Here is a 15857-nt window from a genome sequence, read left to right as displayed (position 1 = left end):
AAGTCAAAGGCGATGGTGGGTGCAGTGGAGATGGAGGACGGCGAAATGCGCAGGGTTTCCATGATGGGGGCGGCGGTTCTGGCTCTGGGGCTATGCGGCTGCGGGCCGGCCGAGACGCCGCGCAAGACGGCGGGCGCCCAGCCCGCGCCCACGCCGATTTCCGTGACCAAGGCGCCGACCCGGCCCGTCGGTCCTTCCGCGCGTCATCCCGCCATTCCCAACGAGGAAATAGGCACGGCGGCCGATATCTCTCAGTTCCACGCCCTGCCGGAGTTGAGCGCCAAGGTGTTCAGCCTGTCGGGCGGCGATCCGGCGGTGAACGGCCTGGTGACCTATTTCGCCCTGTTGAGCGGCCCGGCCGAGGGTTGGAGCGTCTATCCGCTGGGCGACTACGCCGAATGGCGGGTGGTCGAGGCGAAGGCCGGACGGGTGGTGCTGGCGGTGCGTCAGGACACGGCGGGGCCGGACGGGAATATTCTGAAAGCGGATCGGACGGTGCAGATCGACTTCGCCTGGAACGGCGAGACGCCGCCGAATGCGGTCGATGTCAGCACGACGCAGTGACGCGGCGTCGAACGCCCGGCGTCTGATCCTTGTGAATCCTAGTGCGGGCGGCTAATCCGACCGCTTCGTTTCATTCTGTGTGTTGGAGGGCCGCATGGCCATCGACGCTGCGACGGTGCGCAAGGTTGCGCATCTCGCCCGCATCAAGACCCCCGAGGACCGGCTGGAGCCGCTGGCGCAGGAGCTGAACGGCATCCTGGCCTGGATCGAGCAGTTGGACCAGGTGGATGTCGAAGGCGTGGAGCCGATGACCTCGAACGTCGCCCAGCCCCTGCGCCTGCGCGAGGACGTGGTCACCGACGGCGACAAGATCGACGCGGTCCTGTCCAACGCCCCGAAGTCGGCCGACGGCTTCTTCGTCGTGCCCAAGGTGGTCGAATAGTCATGAGCGACCTGACCAAACTGACCCTGAAGGGCGCCGTCGACGGCCTGAAGGCCAAGGATTTTTCGTCCGCCGAGATCACCCAGGCTTTCCTTACCAATATCGAGGCGGCCAATCCGACGCTAAACGCCTATGTCGAGGTGACGGCGGACAAGGCCATGGGTATGGCCCGCGCGTCCGACGCCCGCATCGCCGCCGGCGAGGGCGGGGCGCTGGAAGGCGCGCCGCTGGGGATCAAGGACCTGTTTTGCACCGAGGGCGTGCAGACCACGGCCGGGTCCAACATGCTGCGCGGCTTTATCCCGCCTTATGAATCGACCGTCACCGCCAATCTGTGGCGCGACGGGGCGGTCATGCTGGGCAAGCTGAACATGGACGAGTTCGCCATGGGCTCGTCCAACGAGACCTCGGCCTTCGGTCCGGTCAAGAATCCGTGGAAGTCGGCGAACTCCAACGCCGATCTGACGCCGGGCGGATCGTCTGGCGGTTCGGCCTCGGCCGTCGCCGCCGACCTGTGCCTGGCCGCCACCGCGTCGGATACTGGCGGATCGATCCGCCAGCCCGCCGCCTTCACCGGCACGGTCGGGATCAAGCCCACCTATGGCCGTGCCAGCCGCTTCGGTATGGTGGCCTTCGCCTCGTCGCTGGATCAGGCCGGCCCGATTACCAAGACGGTCGAGGACGCGGCCCTGCTGCTGCAATCCATGTGCTCGTTCGACGCCAAGGATTCGACCAGCCTGGACATCCCGACGCCCGACTGGACCGCCTCGGTCGGCAAGTCGGTCAAGGGCCTGCGCATCGGCGTGCCGCGCGAATACGTCGTGGACGGGATGCCGGCCGAAATCCAGGCCCTGTGGGACCAGGGCGTGGCCTGGTTGAAGGACGCCGGCTGTGAGATCGTCGAGATCAGCCTGCCGCACACCAAATACGCCCTGCCGACCTATTATATCGTGGCGCCGGCCGAGGCCTCGTCCAACCTGGCCCGCTATGACGGGATGCGGTTCGGGCACCGGGCGGAGGAGTTCAAGTCGCTGGACGACCTGTACGCCACCTCGCGCGCCGAAGGCTTCGGCAAGGAGGTCCAGCGTCGCCTGACCATCGGCGCCTATGTGCTGTCGGCCGGCTTCTACGACGCCTATTACGTCAAGGCGCTGAAGGTGCGTCGCCGCATCGCCGAGGACTTCGACAACGTCTGGGGCCAGGTGGACGCCATCCTGACGCCGTCCACGCCGTCGGCCGCCTTCGCCCTGGGCGACAAGCAGATCGACCCGCTGACGATGTATCTGAACGACGTCTTCACCGTGACGACCAACTTGGCCGGCCTGCCGGGGATTTCGGTGCCGGCGGGCGTCGACGCGGGCGGATTGCCGCTGGGTCTTCAGGTCATCGGCAAGGCGCTGGACGAGGCGACGGTGTTCCAGGTCGGCGCCGTGCTGGAACAGGCGGCGGGCTTCACGGCCAAGCCGGGCAAGTGGTGGTGAGATAACTTCTCCTTGTCGGAGAAGCGAAGGGGCCGGCGGATCGCCAGCCCCTTCTTTAATTACTCCGCCGGGAGCGCCTTCAGGTCGGTGTCGATGGCGGCGATCTTGGCGTCGGTGATGTTGCCGCCCGAATAGGGGGCGACCTGGCGCAGGGTCATGCTCTTGAACTGGCCATAGGCTGGGTGTTGGGCGATGCCGGGCAGGTGCTTGTCGAGGACCGCCTTGGTCGCGGGATCGGCGATCAGGGCCTCGATGGAGCTGTCGATGGTGGGATGGGCGGCGTGATTCTCGTGCTCTGGCGCCGGAGCTGTGACAGGCGCGGTCTGGGCCGAGGCGGCGCCGGTCAGCAGCAGGGAGGCCGCAGCGGCGGCGAACAGGGTCTTGGTCATCGAAATCTCCGTTGAGAGGCGGAAGTTGATCGCCTTTCGCGACATCATCAAGACAGCCCCCTTTCTCGCCGCCGACGAGGGCGCTAGGACGGACGGATGACCGACACCGCTACGAACTCGAAAACCATCAAGGGCCGCACGGGCGATTGGGAAATCGTCATGGGGCTGGAAATCCACGCCCAGGTGGCGTCGAAAGCCAAGCTGTTCTCCGGCGCCGCCGTCGGCTTCGGCGCGGGGCCGAACGAGCAGGTGTCGCTGGTGGACGCGGGCTTCCCCGGCATGCTGCCGACGCTGAACAAACACTGCGTCGAACAGGCGGTGAAGACCGGCTTGGGCCTGCGCGCGCAGATCAACAAGCGCAGCCAGTTCGACCGCAAGAACTACTTCTATCCCGACCTGCCGACCGGCTATCAGATCAGCCAGCTCTACTACCCCATCGTGGGCGAGGGCGTGGTCGAGGTTGAGGCCGAGGACGGCAGCTTCTTCAACGTCGGCATCGAGCGGCTGCACCTGGAGCAGGATGCGGGTAAGCTGATCCACGACTTGTCGCCGACCGAGAGCTATGTCGATCTGAACCGGGCCGGCACGGCGCTGATGGAGATCGTCTCGCGCCCCGACCTGCGCACGCCGGACGAGGCGGTCGCCTATGTGAAGAAGATCAGGACCATCCTGATCTATCTGGGCACCTGCGACGGGGACATGGAGAAGGGCAATCTGCGGGCCGATGTGAACGTGTCGGTTTGCCGGGCCGGGAACTATGAAAAGTTCAAGGGGACGGGCGACTTCGGCTATCTGGGCACGCGCTGCGAGATCAAGAACGTCAACAGCTTCCGGTTCATTTCTCAAGCAATCCAGTATGAGGCGCGCCGCCAGATAGAGATCCTGGAGGACGGCGGTTCGATCACTCAGGAGACGCGCCTGTATGATGCGACGGCCGGCGAAACGCGCTCGATGCGGTCCAAGGAAGAGGCGCAGGACTATCGCTACTTCCCCGATCCCGACTTGCTGCCGCTGGACCTGGAAGAGGCCTGGATCGCCGAGATCAAGGCGTCCCTGCCTGAGCTGCCGGACGACAAGCGCAAGCGTCTGATGGCCGACTATGGCCTGTCGCAATACGACGCCATCGTGCTGATCTCGGAACAGGCCAAGGCGGACTATTTCGAAGCAGCCGCAAAAGGCCGCGACCCCAAGCTGGTGTCGAACTGGGTGACGAACGAGGTCTCGGCGCGCCTGGCGGCCGACAACAAGGACTTCAGCGAGAACACGTTGCCGGCGGCGCATGTGGCGCAGTTGGTGGAGCTGATCGAGACGAACGTCATCTCGTCCAAGATCGCCAAGGAAGTGTTCGATCACGTCTGGAACGGCGAGGGCTCGCCGGCCGAAGTGGTCGAGAAGCACGGGCTGAAACAGGTGACCGACACCGGCGCCATCGAGAAGGCCGTGGACGAGATCATCGCCGCCAACCCGGACAAGGCGGCGGCCGTGGCCGACAAGCCCCAAGCCATCGGCTGGTTCGTCGGTCAGGTGATGAAGGCCACGGGCGGCAAGGCCAATCCGGCGGCGGTCAACGACATCCTGAAGGCAAAACTGGGTCTTTGATACTTGGGGGCTGCGGCCCCCAAACCCCCAGCTGGTCGCTAACGCTCGCGACGCGGTCGCTCGCTGCTTGAGCGACGCGTTCAACTAAACAAAGGCCCCGCCGATCGCTCCGCGGGGCCTTTTCAGTTCTGAGCTCAGGCCGACGGCGGCGTGGGCGGGGTCGGCGGTTCGGGGGGAGCCGGCGGGACCGGCGCAACCGGATCGGTGGGCTCCGTGGGCTCGGGGGGCGGCGGCGGCGTAGGTTAAGCGGTGGAGGGGCTCTCGAAGTCCCACAGGCGCCTGCGATGCGGTGAAGAACCCCTCCGTCACGGCGCGAAGGCGCGCCGCGTTTCTTCCCCATGAAATGGGGAGGAGACGATGCATCCGCCTTCGCGCGTTGCCCGTGACGGCGTGGGCGGGTAGAGCGTTCGGCTTCTCCCGCCCAGCCGAAGTTTCAGACCATGCACGACATCAGAGCCATTCGCGAGAACCCCCAGGTTTACGTGGCGGGCTGGTCGTCGCGCGGGGTGGACGAGCCGGACGGGCTGGTGGCGGACATCCTGCGGCTGGACGCCGAACTGCGTCATGCCCAGACGACGGGGCAGGACGCCCTGGCCAAGCGCAATGCGGCGTCCAAGCTGATCGGCGCCGCCATGGGGCGCAAGGACATGGCCGAGGCCGACCGGCTGAAGGCCGAGGTCGAGGCGCTGAAAGGCGACATCGCGGCGGCGGCCGAGGTCGAGGCGCGCGTCGGCAAGGAACTGCGCGACCTGCTGGCGGCGCAGAAGAACCTAGCGGCCGAGGATGTGCCGGACGGCGAGGACGAGGCGGGCAATGTCGAGGTCTCGACCTGGGGCGAGCCGCGCCGCACCGGCCCGGCCAAGGATCATGCCGACCTGGGCGAGGCCCTGGGGATGCTGGACTTCGAGGCGGCGGCCAAGATGTCGGGCGCGCGGTTCGCAGTGCTGAAGGGCCAGCTGGCGCGGTTGGAACGGGCCGTGGGGCAGTTCATGCTGGACCTGCAGACCGACCAGCACGGGTATCTGGAAGTGAACCCGCCGCTGCTGGTGCGGGATCACACGATGTTTGGAACTGGCCAACTTCCGAAGTTTGAAGAAGATTTGTTTTCCACTCGCATCGTTCCTAGCGAGAATGATCTGCACGATTTCATTAGCTCGGTTGGGCGTGAAAGCATGTTGTCGTTCTTTGAACGCCCCCCTGGTGGAGGTGGTGGGAGTTTCAGCGACAAGTACTTTGACTGGCATAATCGTCTCAATACTTCGAGCGATTTGCGCTACCTCATCCCCACCGCCGAAGTCTCCCTGACCAATCTCGTGCGCGAGAGCATTCTGTCCGAGGACGAGCTGGCGACGCCGATGCGGATGACGGCGTTGACGCCGTGCTTCCGGGCAGAGGCGGGGTCGGCGGGGCGCGATACGCGCGGGCTGATCCGCCAGCACCAATTTTCCAAGGTCGAGATGGTGTCGATCGCGCGGCCGGAGGACAGCGACGCCGAGCATGAGCGGATGACGGCCTGCGCCGAGGCGGTGCTGAAGGCGCTGGAGCTGCCGTTCCGGCGGATGCTGCTGTGCAAGGGCGACATGGGCTTTTCGGCGCAGAAGACCTTCGACCTGGAGGTCTGGCTGCCCAGCCAGGGGACATATCGCGAGATCAGCAGCTGCTCGAACTGCGGGGACTTCCAGGCGCGGCGCATGGATGCGCGGTTCAAGCGCGCCGGCGAGAAGAAGACCGAGTTCGTCTATACGCTGAACGGGTCGGGCCTGGCGGTCGGTCGCACGCTGGTGGCGATCATGGAGAACTATCAGCAGGAAGACGGGCGGATCGCGGTGCCGGCGGTCCTGCAGCCCTATATGGGCGGGTTGGAATTCGTCGGCGGCAGCCAATGATTTTTCCGCTCATCCCGGCGAAAGCCGGGACCCAGTGCTTTGGGCGAAAACCGCGTAATATTCTAGCGCCTTCGATCCAACGCACTGCCGAGCGACAGAACTGGGTCCCGGCTTTCGCCGGGATGAGCGGAGTTTAAAGTGCGTATTCTCCTGACCAACGACGACGGGATCGAGGCGGAAGGCCTTGAATGTCTTGAGCGGATCGCGCGCACCTTGAGCGACGACGTGTGGGTGTGCGCGCCTGCGGTCGAGCAGTCGGGCAAGGGGCGGGGGATCACCCTGACCGAGCCGCTGCGGGTGATGAACCTGGGCGAGAAGCGGTTTGCGGTGACGGGAACGCCGACGGACTGCGTCGTGCTGGCGGTCAACGACCTGATGCCGGACAAGCCGGATCTGGTGCTGTCGGGGGTGAACCGGGGGCACAATATCGGCGAGGACGTCAGCTATTCCGGCACGGTGGCGGGCGCGTTGCAGGGGATGGCGTTCGGCATCCGCTCCATCGCCCTGAGTCAGAGCCTGGAGCGGTTCCACGACGAGGTCGTGGCGCATTGGGAGACGGCGGAGGCGTTCGCGCCGGCCATCATCAGCCGCCTGTTGGACCAGAAATGGGCGCCGGGCGTGGTGATGAACCTGAACTTCCCCAACCGCCCACCGGAAGCGGTGGAGCAGGTCGAGGTGACGACGCAGGGATTCCGCAATGTGGGCGAGATGCATGCGGTGCGGCGCGTCGACCTGCGCGGGCGCGACTATTATTGGATGAGCTTCCGCGGCGAGAAGCAGGAACATGCCGAGGGCACGGACCTGAGGGCCATCGAGGAAGGGCGGATTTCGGTCACGCCGCTGCATATCGACCTGACGCATATGACCAGCGTGCATGACCTGAAGAAGGTGCTGGGCGGGGCGCCGCCTAAAACTTTGGTGACGGCTGCATGAACCTCCACGACGACCGGGCCGGGCGCTTGATCCTGTCGCTGAGGCAGCAGGGGGTCACGGATCCGCGCGTGCTGAAGGCGATGGAGAGCATCGACCGCGCGGTCTTCGTTCACGAGAAGTTTTTGGATCAGGCGTGGGAGGATCAGGCCCTGCCGATCGACTGCGCCCAGACGATCAGCCAGCCCTATATCGTCGGTCTGATGACCCAGGCGCTGGAGGTGCAGGCGCGGCATCGTGTGCTGGAGATCGGCACAGGCAGTGGATACCAGTGCGCGGTGTTGAGCCGGCTGGCGCGCTATGTCTATTCGGTGGAGCGGTATCGCAGCCTGCTGGTCGAGGCCGAGGCCAAGCTGCGCACGCTTCAGATCGACAATGTCATCACCAAGCACGGCGACGGCGGCCTGGGCTGGGCCGAGCAGGCGCCGTTCGACCGGATCATGGTCACGGCCGCGTCGCCGACGGAGCCGACCGAACTGCTGAAGCAGCTGAAGCCGAACGGGGTGCTGGTCGCGCCGGTCGGACGCACGTCGGTGCAGATGCTGCACCGCTATGTGGGGCAGGGCGATGGCTCGTTCCACCGCGAGAGCCTGACGGAGGTGCGGTTTGTGCCCTTGGTCGAGGGGATGGCGAAGGAGGGGTGACGCTATCGTTTCCTCCCCACATCGTGGGGAGGGGGACCGCCCCCGGGTCTCGCCAAAGGCGAGCCCGAGGACAGGCTGCGCGGTGGAGGGGTTCTTGAAGTCCCACGTGCGCCTGTGATGCGGTGAAGAGCCCCTCCGTCACGACGCGAAGAGGCGTCGCGCCACCTCCCCACGATGTGGGGAGGAGACATATTCGGCTTCCCCGTTAACCTTCGCGCCCCAATTCCGCGATGATTGCGGGGTTGGCTTATGGGGCGCGAGCGGGCACACCGGGCGGGCGAGTTTAACCATGTGAGGAGCAGCCGGTGGCGGTGATTTCGGGCTGGATGAGAGCGGTTCTGGTGGCGGGGGCGTCGCTGAGCACGGCGGCCTGCATCAGCTATCCGTCCGAGCCACGCTATTCGACGCATGCGAACCCGGCGCCGGCTCAGGGCCAGGGCGCCTATCCGCAGCAGCCGGCCTATCCGAATGGTCAGCAGAACCAGCCGTATCAGCCTGCGCCGTATGAATCGCCGCCGCCTGCGACGGCGCCGATCGGTCAGGTCGAGGGCGGGGCGCTGCCGCCGACCGTCAGCATGAATCCCGGCCAGCCGGCCTATCAGCCGCCCGCATATCAGCCCCCGGCCTATCAGCCGCCGCCGTCGTCGGGACCGGTTCGACCGGGCGCGGCCTATGTGATCCAGCCGGGCGATACGATCTCGGGCGTCGGGCGGCGGTTCCAGACGCCGGTGCAGACGCTGATCGACCTGAACGGTCTGGGGCCGCGCGGGGCGATCACGACGGGTCAGCGAATCATCCTGCCGGAAGCGGCGGTGGATACCGGCAATGATCCCTATGCGACCGGCGCCTCGCCCGTCGGGGTGTTGGTGCCGAACAATGGCGTGATCCCGCCGCCGCCTCCGCCGCCCTCGGGCAATGCGGCCCTGCCGGTGCAGACGCGGCCCGTGACGCAACCCTTCACGTCGGGGCCGGCCCAGGCGCCGACCGCGCAAGGCCCGGTCGCAACCGGCCAGCCGAATCTGCTGTGGCCCGTGCGCGGCGACATCGTGCGCCGGTTCGGCCCGGTCGGCATGGGCGAGCGCAACAATGGCGTGAACATCGGCGCATCTGCGGGCGCGGCTGTCAGCGCCTCGGCCGCCGGGCGCGTGGCCTATGTCGGCGACGATCTGGTCGGGCAGGGGCTGACGGTTCTGGTGGTCCACGCCAACGGCTGGCGCACGGTCTATGGCCATCTGGGTTCGGCGACGGTGCGCGACGGCGAGGACGTGCGGGCCGGTCAGCAGATCGGCACCGTGGGTCTGACGGCCGGCGATGGGCGCCCCTCGATCCACTTCGAGACCCGCCAGATGCGCGGCGACGACCCCGTCGCGATCGATCCTCTGACGGTATTGCCGCGCTGATCGATTTAGTCGCGTTGCAATCCGCGAGGCGCGGCCCTAGGTTCCGCGCCTCGTTTTAATGGGGCGCCGACGAGGGCTGCCCCTTCTGTGTTCGGAGACTACCCATGGGCGGAGCGGCTGACGGCGGCTTGGTGGCGCAACTGATCGGCTTCGCGCCCATCATCGGCATCTTCATCCTGTTCTACTTCCTGCTGATCCGTCCGCAGCAGAAGCGCGCCAAGGAACATGCGACGGCCATCGGCGCGGTCAAGCGTGGCGACACCGTCGTCTTGGGCAGCGGCATGATCGGCAAGGTCACCCGCGTCGAAGAAGCCGAGGTCAATGTCGAGATCGCGCCGAGCGTCAACGTGCGCGTGGTCAAGTCCATGATCGCCGAGGTGCGCAACCGCACCGCCATCGCCGCCAACGATTCCAAGGCCTGATACGCTCGCGTATCGCTGAACCGAGACCGCCCTCATGATTCAGCTGTCGCGCTGGAAAGTCATACTCGTCGTCGCTGCGGCCGTCTTCGGCTGCCTGTTCGCATTCCCGAACGTGCTGTCGGATGCCCAACGCGCGGCGCTTCCGGGCTTCGTGCCCAAGAACAAGCTGAACCTGGGGCTGGACCTTCAGGGCGGTTCGTATCTGCTGCTGGAAGTCGATGTGCCGGCGATGCGCGAGAAGCGCGTCACCAACCTGATCGAAGACGTCCGGGTCACGCTGAGCGGCGCGGGCATCGCCACCAACGGCTTCCAACGCGAAGCCGGCGGCGTCATCGTGACCCTGGCCAATCCGGCGCAGAGCGATGCGGCGTTCAAGGCGTTGCAGCAACTGGGCGGTCAGGCCGGACCGGGCGGTCAGGTCGAGCGCACGGCAAGCCGCATCGGTGATAACCGCGTCCGCTTCGCCTATACCGACGTCGCGCTGAACGGCATGGGCGCGACGGCCGTGGATCAGTCGATCGAGGTGGTACGCCGCCGGATCGACAGCCTAGGCACGCGCGAACCCTCCATCACCCGCCAGGGCACGGACCGGATCGTCGTCCAGGCGCCGGGCGAGAGCGATCCGACCAAGCTGGAGGAGGTCATCGGCCAGACGGCCCAGCTGACGTTCCAGATGGTGGACGTCGAGAACTCGGTCACCGAGGCCCAGGCGGGCCGCGTCCCGCCGGATTCCGAACTGCTGGTCGGCGAAGACGGCACCCCCTATCTGGTCAAGAAGCGCGTGCTGGTGTCGGGCGAGAACCTGACCCGCGCAGGCGTCGGTTCGGACCAGAGCGGCCGCCCGGCCATCGACTTCCGCTTCGACGGCGCCGGCGCACGCCGGTTCGGCGAGGCGACCGCCGCCAATCTGCAGAAGCCCTTCGCCATCATCCTGGACGGCAAGGTCATCTCGGCCCCGACGATCCAGAGCGCGATCACCAGCGGGTCGGGCCAGATCACCGGCAACTTCTCCATTCAGGAAGCCTCGACCCTAGTGAACCTCTTGAACGGCGGGGCCCTGCCGGCGCCGCTGAACGTGGAGGAACGCCGGACCGTGACGGCCGAACTGGGCGCAGACGCCGTGTCGGCCGGCGCTCTGTCGACCGCGGTCGGGTTCGCCATCATCGTGCTGTTCATGATCCTGGCCTATGGGCTGCTGTTCGGCGGCGTGTCCGTTGTCGGCCTGGTGCTGAACGGCATCTTGATCGTGGCGGCCATGTCGCTGACCCAGGCGACGCTGACCCTGCCGGGCATCGCGGGTCTGATCCTGACATTCGCCGTCGCGGTGGACGCCAACGTGCTGATCTACGAGCGGATGCGTGACGAGGCCCGGTCGGGCCGCAGCGTGATCGCCTCAATGGACGCCGGCTTCAACAAGGCCATGGGCACCATCATCGACGCCAACCTGACGACCCTGGTCGCGGCGGGCATCATGTTCATCTTCGGCGAAGGGCCGGTGCGCGGGTTCGCCTGGACCCTGACCATCGGTGTCTTCACCTCGGTCTTCTCTTCGGTCCTGGTCGCCCAGGTCCTGCTCGGCTACTGGCTCAAGACGGCCAAGCCCAAAAAACTGCCGATCGCGGAGTGATGGCGATGCGTGGATGGCCCCTCATCAAACTGCTTCCGCAGAAGACGAACTTCCATTTCGTCAAATACGCCCGGTTCGCCGGCGTTCTGTCTGTGGTCCTTTGCATCGCGGCGATCGTGTCGTGCTTCTATCCCGGCCTGAACATGGGCATCGACTTCCGGGGCGGGGCCTCGATGGAGGTGTCCAAGCCGGCCGGTCAGGTGATCGAGCTGGATCGTGTGCGCGAGGCCGTGAACGGCCTGAACCTGGGCGATGTTCAGGTGCAGGGCATCGCGCGGCGTGACAACAATGCGAATGACGGCTCGACCGCCATCCTGCGCTTCCAGGTGCCGGAAGGCCGCGATCAGACCCAGGTCGTCAACCAGGTCGAGGGCGCCATCAGCGGCGCAGTCGGCCAGGTCACCTATTCGGGCGTCAGCGTCGTCGGCTCCAAGGTGTCGGGCGAGTTGTTCACCTCGGGCCTCTTGGCGCTGGGCGTCGCGATCGGGCTGATGTTCCTCTACATCTGGTTCCGGTTCGAGCCGCAGTTCGGTTTCGGCGCCGTGGTCGGCCTGCTGCACGACGTGATCCTGACGTTCGGCCTGATCGTGCTGTTCAAGCTGGAGTTCAGCCTGAACATGGTCGCCGCCGTCCTGACCGTCATCGGCTATTCGATGAACGATACCGTGGTGGTGTTCGACCGTCTTCGCGAGAATCTGCGCAAGTACAAGACCATGCCGCTGCGCGACGTGATCGACCTGTCGCTGAACGAGACCCTGTCGCGGACCATCATCACCGGCGTGACCGCCGTCATGGTGCTGGCGGCCCTGGCCATCTTCGGCGGCGAGGCCCTGTTCGGCTTCTCGATCGCCCTGATGTTCGGCATCATCATCGGCACCTATTCGTCGATCTATGTCGGCGCGCCGATTATCCTGCTGTGGGGCGTCAAGCGCGGCGCCCTGGCCGACGACGCCAAGCCGGTGAAGCTGGGCATGGCCAGCCGGCCGTAGGTCGGGCATCATCGTCGAAAAATCAGGCCGCCCTTGCATCGCTTGGGCGGCCTTTTCCTTGGGCGTCGTCCATGCAAGGCTAGGCTTATGAAAGCTCTCGCCTACGCCGTTGCCGCAATCGCCCTGACAAGCGCCCTGTCCGCCTGCACCGACAGCAAGCGCGCCCGCAACGACGCCACATGGGGCGACAAGCCGGCTGACATCACCTGCTGGACCTATGGGGTCGAGAACTTCAAGGGCCGGTCGACCGGCAAGGTCGAGTATGACGACGGTGGCCGGATCTCGTTCGTGGACGCGGCGAACAATCGCTACACGACCATCGATGGCGACTGTCGCGTCGTCTATACGCAGCCCAGCACCTGAGATCGGCGTTTCCGTTAGGTCCGATGTAATCATCAGGTTGCTAAGTCTTCGCCAAATCGGCGGAGGATGACATGGCCTTGACGGCTCTTTGTGCGGCGATCGTCGCGAGCGGGGAGGTTGGTCCCGACGACGTACTCGCCCTTCGCCGTGAGGTGTTCGGCGCGATCACGGTCACCAAGGACGAAGTCGAGGCTTTGTTCGTCGTCGATGAGGGGACCGAGCGTCAGTCCAAGGAATGGCGGGAGTTCTTCATAGAGGCGCTGACCGACTGGCTGGTGAGACAGCAGGAACCGGCAGGCTATGTCACCGACGCCCAGGCGGAATGGTTGGTTGCACGGATAAAGGCCGACGGCCGGTTGCGGGACGGCACCGAGGTCGAGATTGTCGTCCGGGTGCTGGAATTGGCTGACGCGGCGCCATCCTTCCTGGCCGCCTTCGGGCTCTCGCTGGTGACGCGGTCGGTTGTCGATAACGACGGAATCATCAGCGCCAGCGAAGTGGCGCGGTTGCGGCGGCTGGTATTTGCGCCGTCGGGCCCTGGGCGACTGGCGGTCTCGCGCGAGGAGGCCGAGGCCCTGTTCGACCTTAACGACGCCACGAGAGGCGCGGCGAACGATCCGACATGGACGGACTTCTTTATGCGCGCAGTCGCCAATGCGGTGACGGCCTCCGCCGGCTGGATAGCCCCTGAGCGAGAGGAGGCTTTACGTCGTGAACGGTGGCTGGCCGACCTGGACGACGGCATTTTCCGCGGCATGGAGAAACGGTTTGGCGAGGCGCCTGGACAGTCTCGCGATCTGGAACGCGCCGGTTATGTCGGGCGGTTCATGCGCTGGGCGTTAGACCAATCCCGTGCCGACGACGTCTTTTCTGATCGGCTGGCGCAGACCGTAGGCGCCGCCGAGACCAGCGCGCCCGTCGATCAGGACGAAGCGCGCTGGCTGATCGACCGGATCGGTCGTGATGGCGATTTCGACGATAACGAACGGGCCCTGATCGCCTTCCTGCAGGAGATCGCGCCGACGACCGATGCGACACTGCGGCCGCTGATCGATCAACTGGCGGACTGAACGCAGAAGGGGAGGCCGAGGCCTCCTCTTCCCGTTCTCAGCGCAGCGAGGCGGTGAAGCGCTGGATGCGGGTGCAGGCTTCTTCCAGCACGGCGTCCGAGGTGGCGTAGCTGATGCGGAAATAGGGCGACAGGCCAAAGGCCTCGCCCTGGACCACGGCCACACCCTCGGCGTTCAGCAGTTCCGCGGCGAAGGTGGAGTCGCCGTCGATGACGACGCCGCTCTCCGTCGTCTTGCCGATCAGGCCGGCGATGGACGGATAGACGTAGAAGGCGCCCTCGGGCGTGGCGCAGGTGATGCCCGTGGCCTGGTTCAGCATCGAGACGACCAGGTCGCGGCGTTGCTCGAAGGCGGCCTTGCGCTCGGGGATGAAGTCCTGCGGGCCGTTCAGGGCCTCGACGGCCGCCCACTGGCTGATGCTGGCGGGGTTTGACGTCGTCTGGCTGGCCACCTTGCGCATCAGGTCGATCAGCGGCTTGGGGCCGCCAGCGTAGCCGATGCGCCAGCCGGTCATGGCATAGGCCTTGGAGACGCCGTTGACCGTCAGTGTACGGTCGATCAGGTCGGGGGCGACCTGGGCGATGGTGGTGTATTCGAAGTCGCCATAGACGAGGTGTTCGTACATGTCGTCGGTCAGCACCCAGACGTGGGGGTGGCGACGCAGAACCTCGGCCAGAGCTTCCAGCTCGGCGCGCGTGTAGGCGGCGCCGGTGGGGTTGGAGGGGCTGTTCAGGATCAGCCACTTGGTGCGGGGCGTGATCGCGGCCTCCAGCACGGCGGGCAGCAGTTTGAAGCCGTCCTTTTCCTCGCCGATCACGGTGACGGGCTCGCCGCCGGCCAGCAGGACCATGTCCGGATAGGAGACCCAATAGGGGGCGGGCACGATGACCTCGTCGCCGGGGTTCAGGGTGGCGACCAAGGCGTTGAAGATGACGGGCTTGCCGCCCGGTGCGACGTGGATGTTCGCCGCCGTATAGTCGAGGCCGTTCTCGCGCTTGAACTTGGCGACGATGGCGGCCTTCAACTCGGGCATGCCGTCGGCGTCGGTGTATTTGGTCTCGCCGCGGTGGATCGCGTCGATGGCGGCCTGTTTGATATTCTCAGGGGTGTCGAAGTCGGGCTCTCCGGCGCCCAGGCCGATCACGTCGCGGCCTTCGGCTTTCAGCTTTCGCGCCTGGGCGGTCACGGCGATGGTGGCCGAAGGCTTGACGCGGGCGAGGGCGGAAGATTGCAGGCTGGACATGACTATCCCATGAGTTTTGGAAGATTCTTGCCTGGGGAGGGCGGGGTTGTTTACGCGCGGTCGCGGCGCGGGACAATGCGCTGACGCTCGCCAATGCGCAGAGGGGGTGATAAGCGGCGCCTGTGATGCGCTGGATCATCGATTTCCTGTCGAATATGGAGGCGCGTCGCTGGCGCGCCGTGCTGGCGACGGCCCTGTTGCTGGGCGCGATGATCGCCCTGTTCGCCGTGGGCAAGAGTCAGCTTGGGCTGGAGGCCGAAGGGCGTCTGGAGGACTGGCTTGCCGGGTTCCGTCAGGGGCCGTGGGGGCTGGTGGCGGCCATCGTAGTGTTTACGGTCTCGGCTTTCTTCGGCGCGCCGCAGTTCATCCTGATCGCGGCCTGCGTCGTGGCGTTCGGACCTTGGTTCGGGTTTCTCTACAGCTGGATCGCAACCGTGGTGTCGGCGGGCGTGACCTATTGGCTGGGGCGCGGGCCGACGGCGAGGCTGCTGGAGCGGCACGGCGGGCGGACGGTGGGGCGGCTGACGCGGTTCGTGGGCAAGAACGCCTTCTACGCCAGCTTCATGATCCGCAACGTGCCGTCGGCGCCCTTCATCATCGTCAATATGGCGTTCGGCGCGGCGCGGGCTTCGTTTCCGGGGTTCCTGGCGGGGTGCGCCCTGGGTGTGTTGCCCAAGACCGCGCTTGTGGCCTTCTTCGGCGGGTCGTTCATGACGGCGGTCAGCGGGGACGGGATTTGGACCTCCGCCATCCTGGCGGGCGTCGCGCTGGCATGGTTGGTGCTGATGCTGGTGGTGCGCGAAATGGTGAAGCGGCGCGAGACCGCGCGGGGCGACTGAGGAACGACACGTAGTCCTCTCTTCAGGTG

General features: G+C 66.1%; 16 protein-coding genes. 14 read left to right on the top strand and 2 right to left on the bottom strand.

The features are described from left to right. The first annotated feature begins 45 nt into the window (after nucleotides 1-45). The 3 genes from CHRYSEO8AT_RS00215 (at nucleotide 46) to gatA (ending at nucleotide 2427) form a co-directional block, all read left to right on the top strand. Nucleotides 46-564 carry a hypothetical protein gene (locus CHRYSEO8AT_RS00215; protein WP_159844623.1) on the top strand — a complete coding sequence of 173 codons (519 nt, stop codon included), beginning with the start codon at nucleotides 46-48 and terminating at the stop codon, nucleotides 562-564. 94 nt (nucleotides 565-658) lie between these two features. Beyond that, nucleotides 659-946 (top strand): Asp-tRNA(Asn)/Glu-tRNA(Gln) amidotransferase subunit GatC, encoded by a 288-nt coding sequence (gene gatC, locus CHRYSEO8AT_RS00210; RefSeq protein WP_135195387.1) that lies wholly within the window; start codon nucleotides 659-661, stop codon nucleotides 944-946. A gap of 2 nt (nucleotides 947-948) precedes the next feature. Further along, a complete protein-coding gene (gene gatA, locus CHRYSEO8AT_RS00205) occupies nucleotides 949-2427 on the top strand; it encodes an Asp-tRNA(Asn)/Glu-tRNA(Gln) amidotransferase subunit GatA (RefSeq protein WP_159844620.1) in 1479 nt (492 codons plus the stop codon). 59 nt (nucleotides 2428-2486) lie between these two features. Here gatA and CHRYSEO8AT_RS00200 read toward each other — a convergent pair whose 3' ends face one another. Then, nucleotides 2487-2816 carry a hypothetical protein gene (locus CHRYSEO8AT_RS00200; RefSeq protein ID WP_159844617.1) on the bottom strand — a complete coding sequence of 110 codons (330 nt, stop codon included), beginning with the start codon at nucleotides 2814-2816 and terminating at the stop codon, nucleotides 2487-2489. A gap of 96 nt (nucleotides 2817-2912) precedes the next feature. Between CHRYSEO8AT_RS00200 and gatB the strand changes: the two genes are divergently transcribed. The 10 genes from gatB to CHRYSEO8AT_RS00150 all read left to right on the top strand — a co-directional run bounded on the left by gatB (nucleotide 2913) and on the right by CHRYSEO8AT_RS00150 (nucleotide 13746). Next, a complete protein-coding gene (gatB, locus tag CHRYSEO8AT_RS00195) occupies nucleotides 2913-4415 on the top strand; it encodes an Asp-tRNA(Asn)/Glu-tRNA(Gln) amidotransferase subunit GatB (protein ID WP_159844614.1) in 1503 nt (500 codons plus the stop codon). Nucleotides 4416-4855: 440 nt separating this feature from the next. Continuing rightward, nucleotides 4856-6301: a serine--tRNA ligase gene (gene serS / locus CHRYSEO8AT_RS00190; RefSeq protein WP_159844611.1), complete on the top strand. Its 1446-nt coding sequence runs from the start codon at nucleotides 4856-4858 to the stop codon at nucleotides 6299-6301. Nucleotides 6302-6439: 138 nt separating this feature from the next. Next, the gene (surE, locus tag CHRYSEO8AT_RS00185) at nucleotides 6440-7234 is read left to right on the top strand and encodes a 5'/3'-nucleotidase SurE (RefSeq protein ID WP_159844608.1); all 795 of its coding nucleotides are present in this window, start codon (nucleotides 6440-6442) and stop codon (nucleotides 7232-7234) included. Beyond that, the gene (locus CHRYSEO8AT_RS00180; RefSeq protein WP_159844605.1) at nucleotides 7231-7875 is read left to right on the top strand and encodes a protein-L-isoaspartate(D-aspartate) O-methyltransferase; all 645 of its coding nucleotides are present in this window, start codon (nucleotides 7231-7233) and stop codon (nucleotides 7873-7875) included. The genes surE and CHRYSEO8AT_RS00180 overlap by 4 nt, the downstream gene beginning before the upstream one ends. 305 nt (nucleotides 7876-8180) lie before the next feature. Beyond that, nucleotides 8181-9275 carry a M23 family metallopeptidase gene (locus CHRYSEO8AT_RS00175; protein WP_236547370.1) on the top strand — a complete coding sequence of 365 codons (1095 nt, stop codon included), beginning with the start codon at nucleotides 8181-8183 and terminating at the stop codon, nucleotides 9273-9275. Nucleotides 9276-9379: 104 nt separating this feature from the next. Next, nucleotides 9380-9697, top strand: coding sequence for a preprotein translocase subunit YajC (gene yajC, locus CHRYSEO8AT_RS00170; RefSeq protein WP_159844602.1), 318 nt, complete (start codon nucleotides 9380-9382; stop codon nucleotides 9695-9697). A 34-nt stretch (nucleotides 9698-9731) separates the two neighbouring features. Next, nucleotides 9732-11324 (top strand): protein translocase subunit SecD, encoded by a 1593-nt coding sequence (gene secD / locus CHRYSEO8AT_RS00165; protein WP_159844599.1) that lies wholly within the window; start codon nucleotides 9732-9734, stop codon nucleotides 11322-11324. Further along, nucleotides 11324-12313 carry a protein translocase subunit SecF gene (secF, locus tag CHRYSEO8AT_RS00160; protein ID WP_159844596.1) on the top strand — a complete coding sequence of 330 codons (990 nt, stop codon included), beginning with the start codon at nucleotides 11324-11326 and terminating at the stop codon, nucleotides 12311-12313. Before secD ends, secF begins: the two co-directional genes overlap by 1 nt. Nucleotides 12314-12400: 87 nt before the next feature. Beyond that, a complete protein-coding gene (locus CHRYSEO8AT_RS00155) occupies nucleotides 12401-12676 on the top strand; it encodes a hypothetical protein (protein ID WP_159844593.1) in 276 nt (91 codons plus the stop codon). A 71-nt stretch (nucleotides 12677-12747) separates the two neighbouring features. Continuing rightward, nucleotides 12748-13746 carry a hypothetical protein gene (locus tag CHRYSEO8AT_RS00150; protein WP_159844590.1) on the top strand — a complete coding sequence of 333 codons (999 nt, stop codon included), beginning with the start codon at nucleotides 12748-12750 and terminating at the stop codon, nucleotides 13744-13746. Nucleotides 13747-13783: 37 nt separating this feature from the next. Here the strand turns inward: CHRYSEO8AT_RS00150 and CHRYSEO8AT_RS00145 are convergent, their stop codons facing one another. Then, nucleotides 13784-14989, bottom strand: coding sequence for a pyridoxal phosphate-dependent aminotransferase (locus CHRYSEO8AT_RS00145; RefSeq protein WP_159844587.1), 1206 nt, complete (start codon nucleotides 14987-14989; stop codon nucleotides 13784-13786). A 125-nt stretch (nucleotides 14990-15114) separates the two neighbouring features. Here CHRYSEO8AT_RS00145 and CHRYSEO8AT_RS00140 point away from each other — a divergent pair, with 125 nt between their 5' ends. Beyond that, the gene (locus CHRYSEO8AT_RS00140) at nucleotides 15115-15828 is read left to right on the top strand and encodes a TVP38/TMEM64 family protein (protein WP_159844584.1); all 714 of its coding nucleotides are present in this window, start codon (nucleotides 15115-15117) and stop codon (nucleotides 15826-15828) included. Nucleotides 15829-15857: the final 29 nt, after the last annotated feature.

This window comes from Brevundimonas sp. G8 (assembly GCF_902506205.1).
Lineage (GTDB): Bacteria > Pseudomonadota > Alphaproteobacteria > Caulobacterales > Caulobacteraceae > Brevundimonas.
This window is presented reverse-complemented; position numbering and strand designations above follow the sequence as displayed.

Coding starts and splice junctions, on each gene's coding strand:
- CHRYSEO8AT_RS00215 (WP_159844623.1), top strand. CDS start 46: ATGCGCAGGGTTTCCATGATGGGGGCGGCGGTTCTGGCTCTGGGGCTA.
- gatC (WP_135195387.1), top strand. CDS start 659: ATGGCCATCGACGCTGCGACGGTGCGCAAGGTTGCGCATCTCGCCCGC.
- gatA (WP_159844620.1), top strand. CDS start 949: ATGAGCGACCTGACCAAACTGACCCTGAAGGGCGCCGTCGACGGCCTG.
- CHRYSEO8AT_RS00200 (WP_159844617.1), bottom strand. CDS start 2,816: ATGACCAAGACCCTGTTCGCCGCCGCTGCGGCCTCCCTGCTGCTGACC.
- gatB (WP_159844614.1), top strand. CDS start 2,913: ATGACCGACACCGCTACGAACTCGAAAACCATCAAGGGCCGCACGGGC.
- serS (WP_159844611.1), top strand. CDS start 4,856: ATGCACGACATCAGAGCCATTCGCGAGAACCCCCAGGTTTACGTGGCG.
- CHRYSEO8AT_RS00180 (WP_159844605.1), top strand. CDS start 7,231: ATGAACCTCCACGACGACCGGGCCGGGCGCTTGATCCTGTCGCTGAGG.
- yajC (WP_159844602.1), top strand. CDS start 9,380: ATGGGCGGAGCGGCTGACGGCGGCTTGGTGGCGCAACTGATCGGCTTC.
- secD (WP_159844599.1), top strand. CDS start 9,732: ATGATTCAGCTGTCGCGCTGGAAAGTCATACTCGTCGTCGCTGCGGCC.
- secF (WP_159844596.1), top strand. CDS start 11,324: ATGGCGATGCGTGGATGGCCCCTCATCAAACTGCTTCCGCAGAAGACG.
- CHRYSEO8AT_RS00155 (WP_159844593.1), top strand. CDS start 12,401: ATGAAAGCTCTCGCCTACGCCGTTGCCGCAATCGCCCTGACAAGCGCC.
- CHRYSEO8AT_RS00150 (WP_159844590.1), top strand. CDS start 12,748: ATGGCCTTGACGGCTCTTTGTGCGGCGATCGTCGCGAGCGGGGAGGTT.
- CHRYSEO8AT_RS00145 (WP_159844587.1), bottom strand. CDS start 14,989: ATGTCCAGCCTGCAATCTTCCGCCCTCGCCCGCGTCAAGCCTTCGGCC.
- CHRYSEO8AT_RS00140 (WP_159844584.1), top strand. CDS start 15,115: ATGCGCTGGATCATCGATTTCCTGTCGAATATGGAGGCGCGTCGCTGG.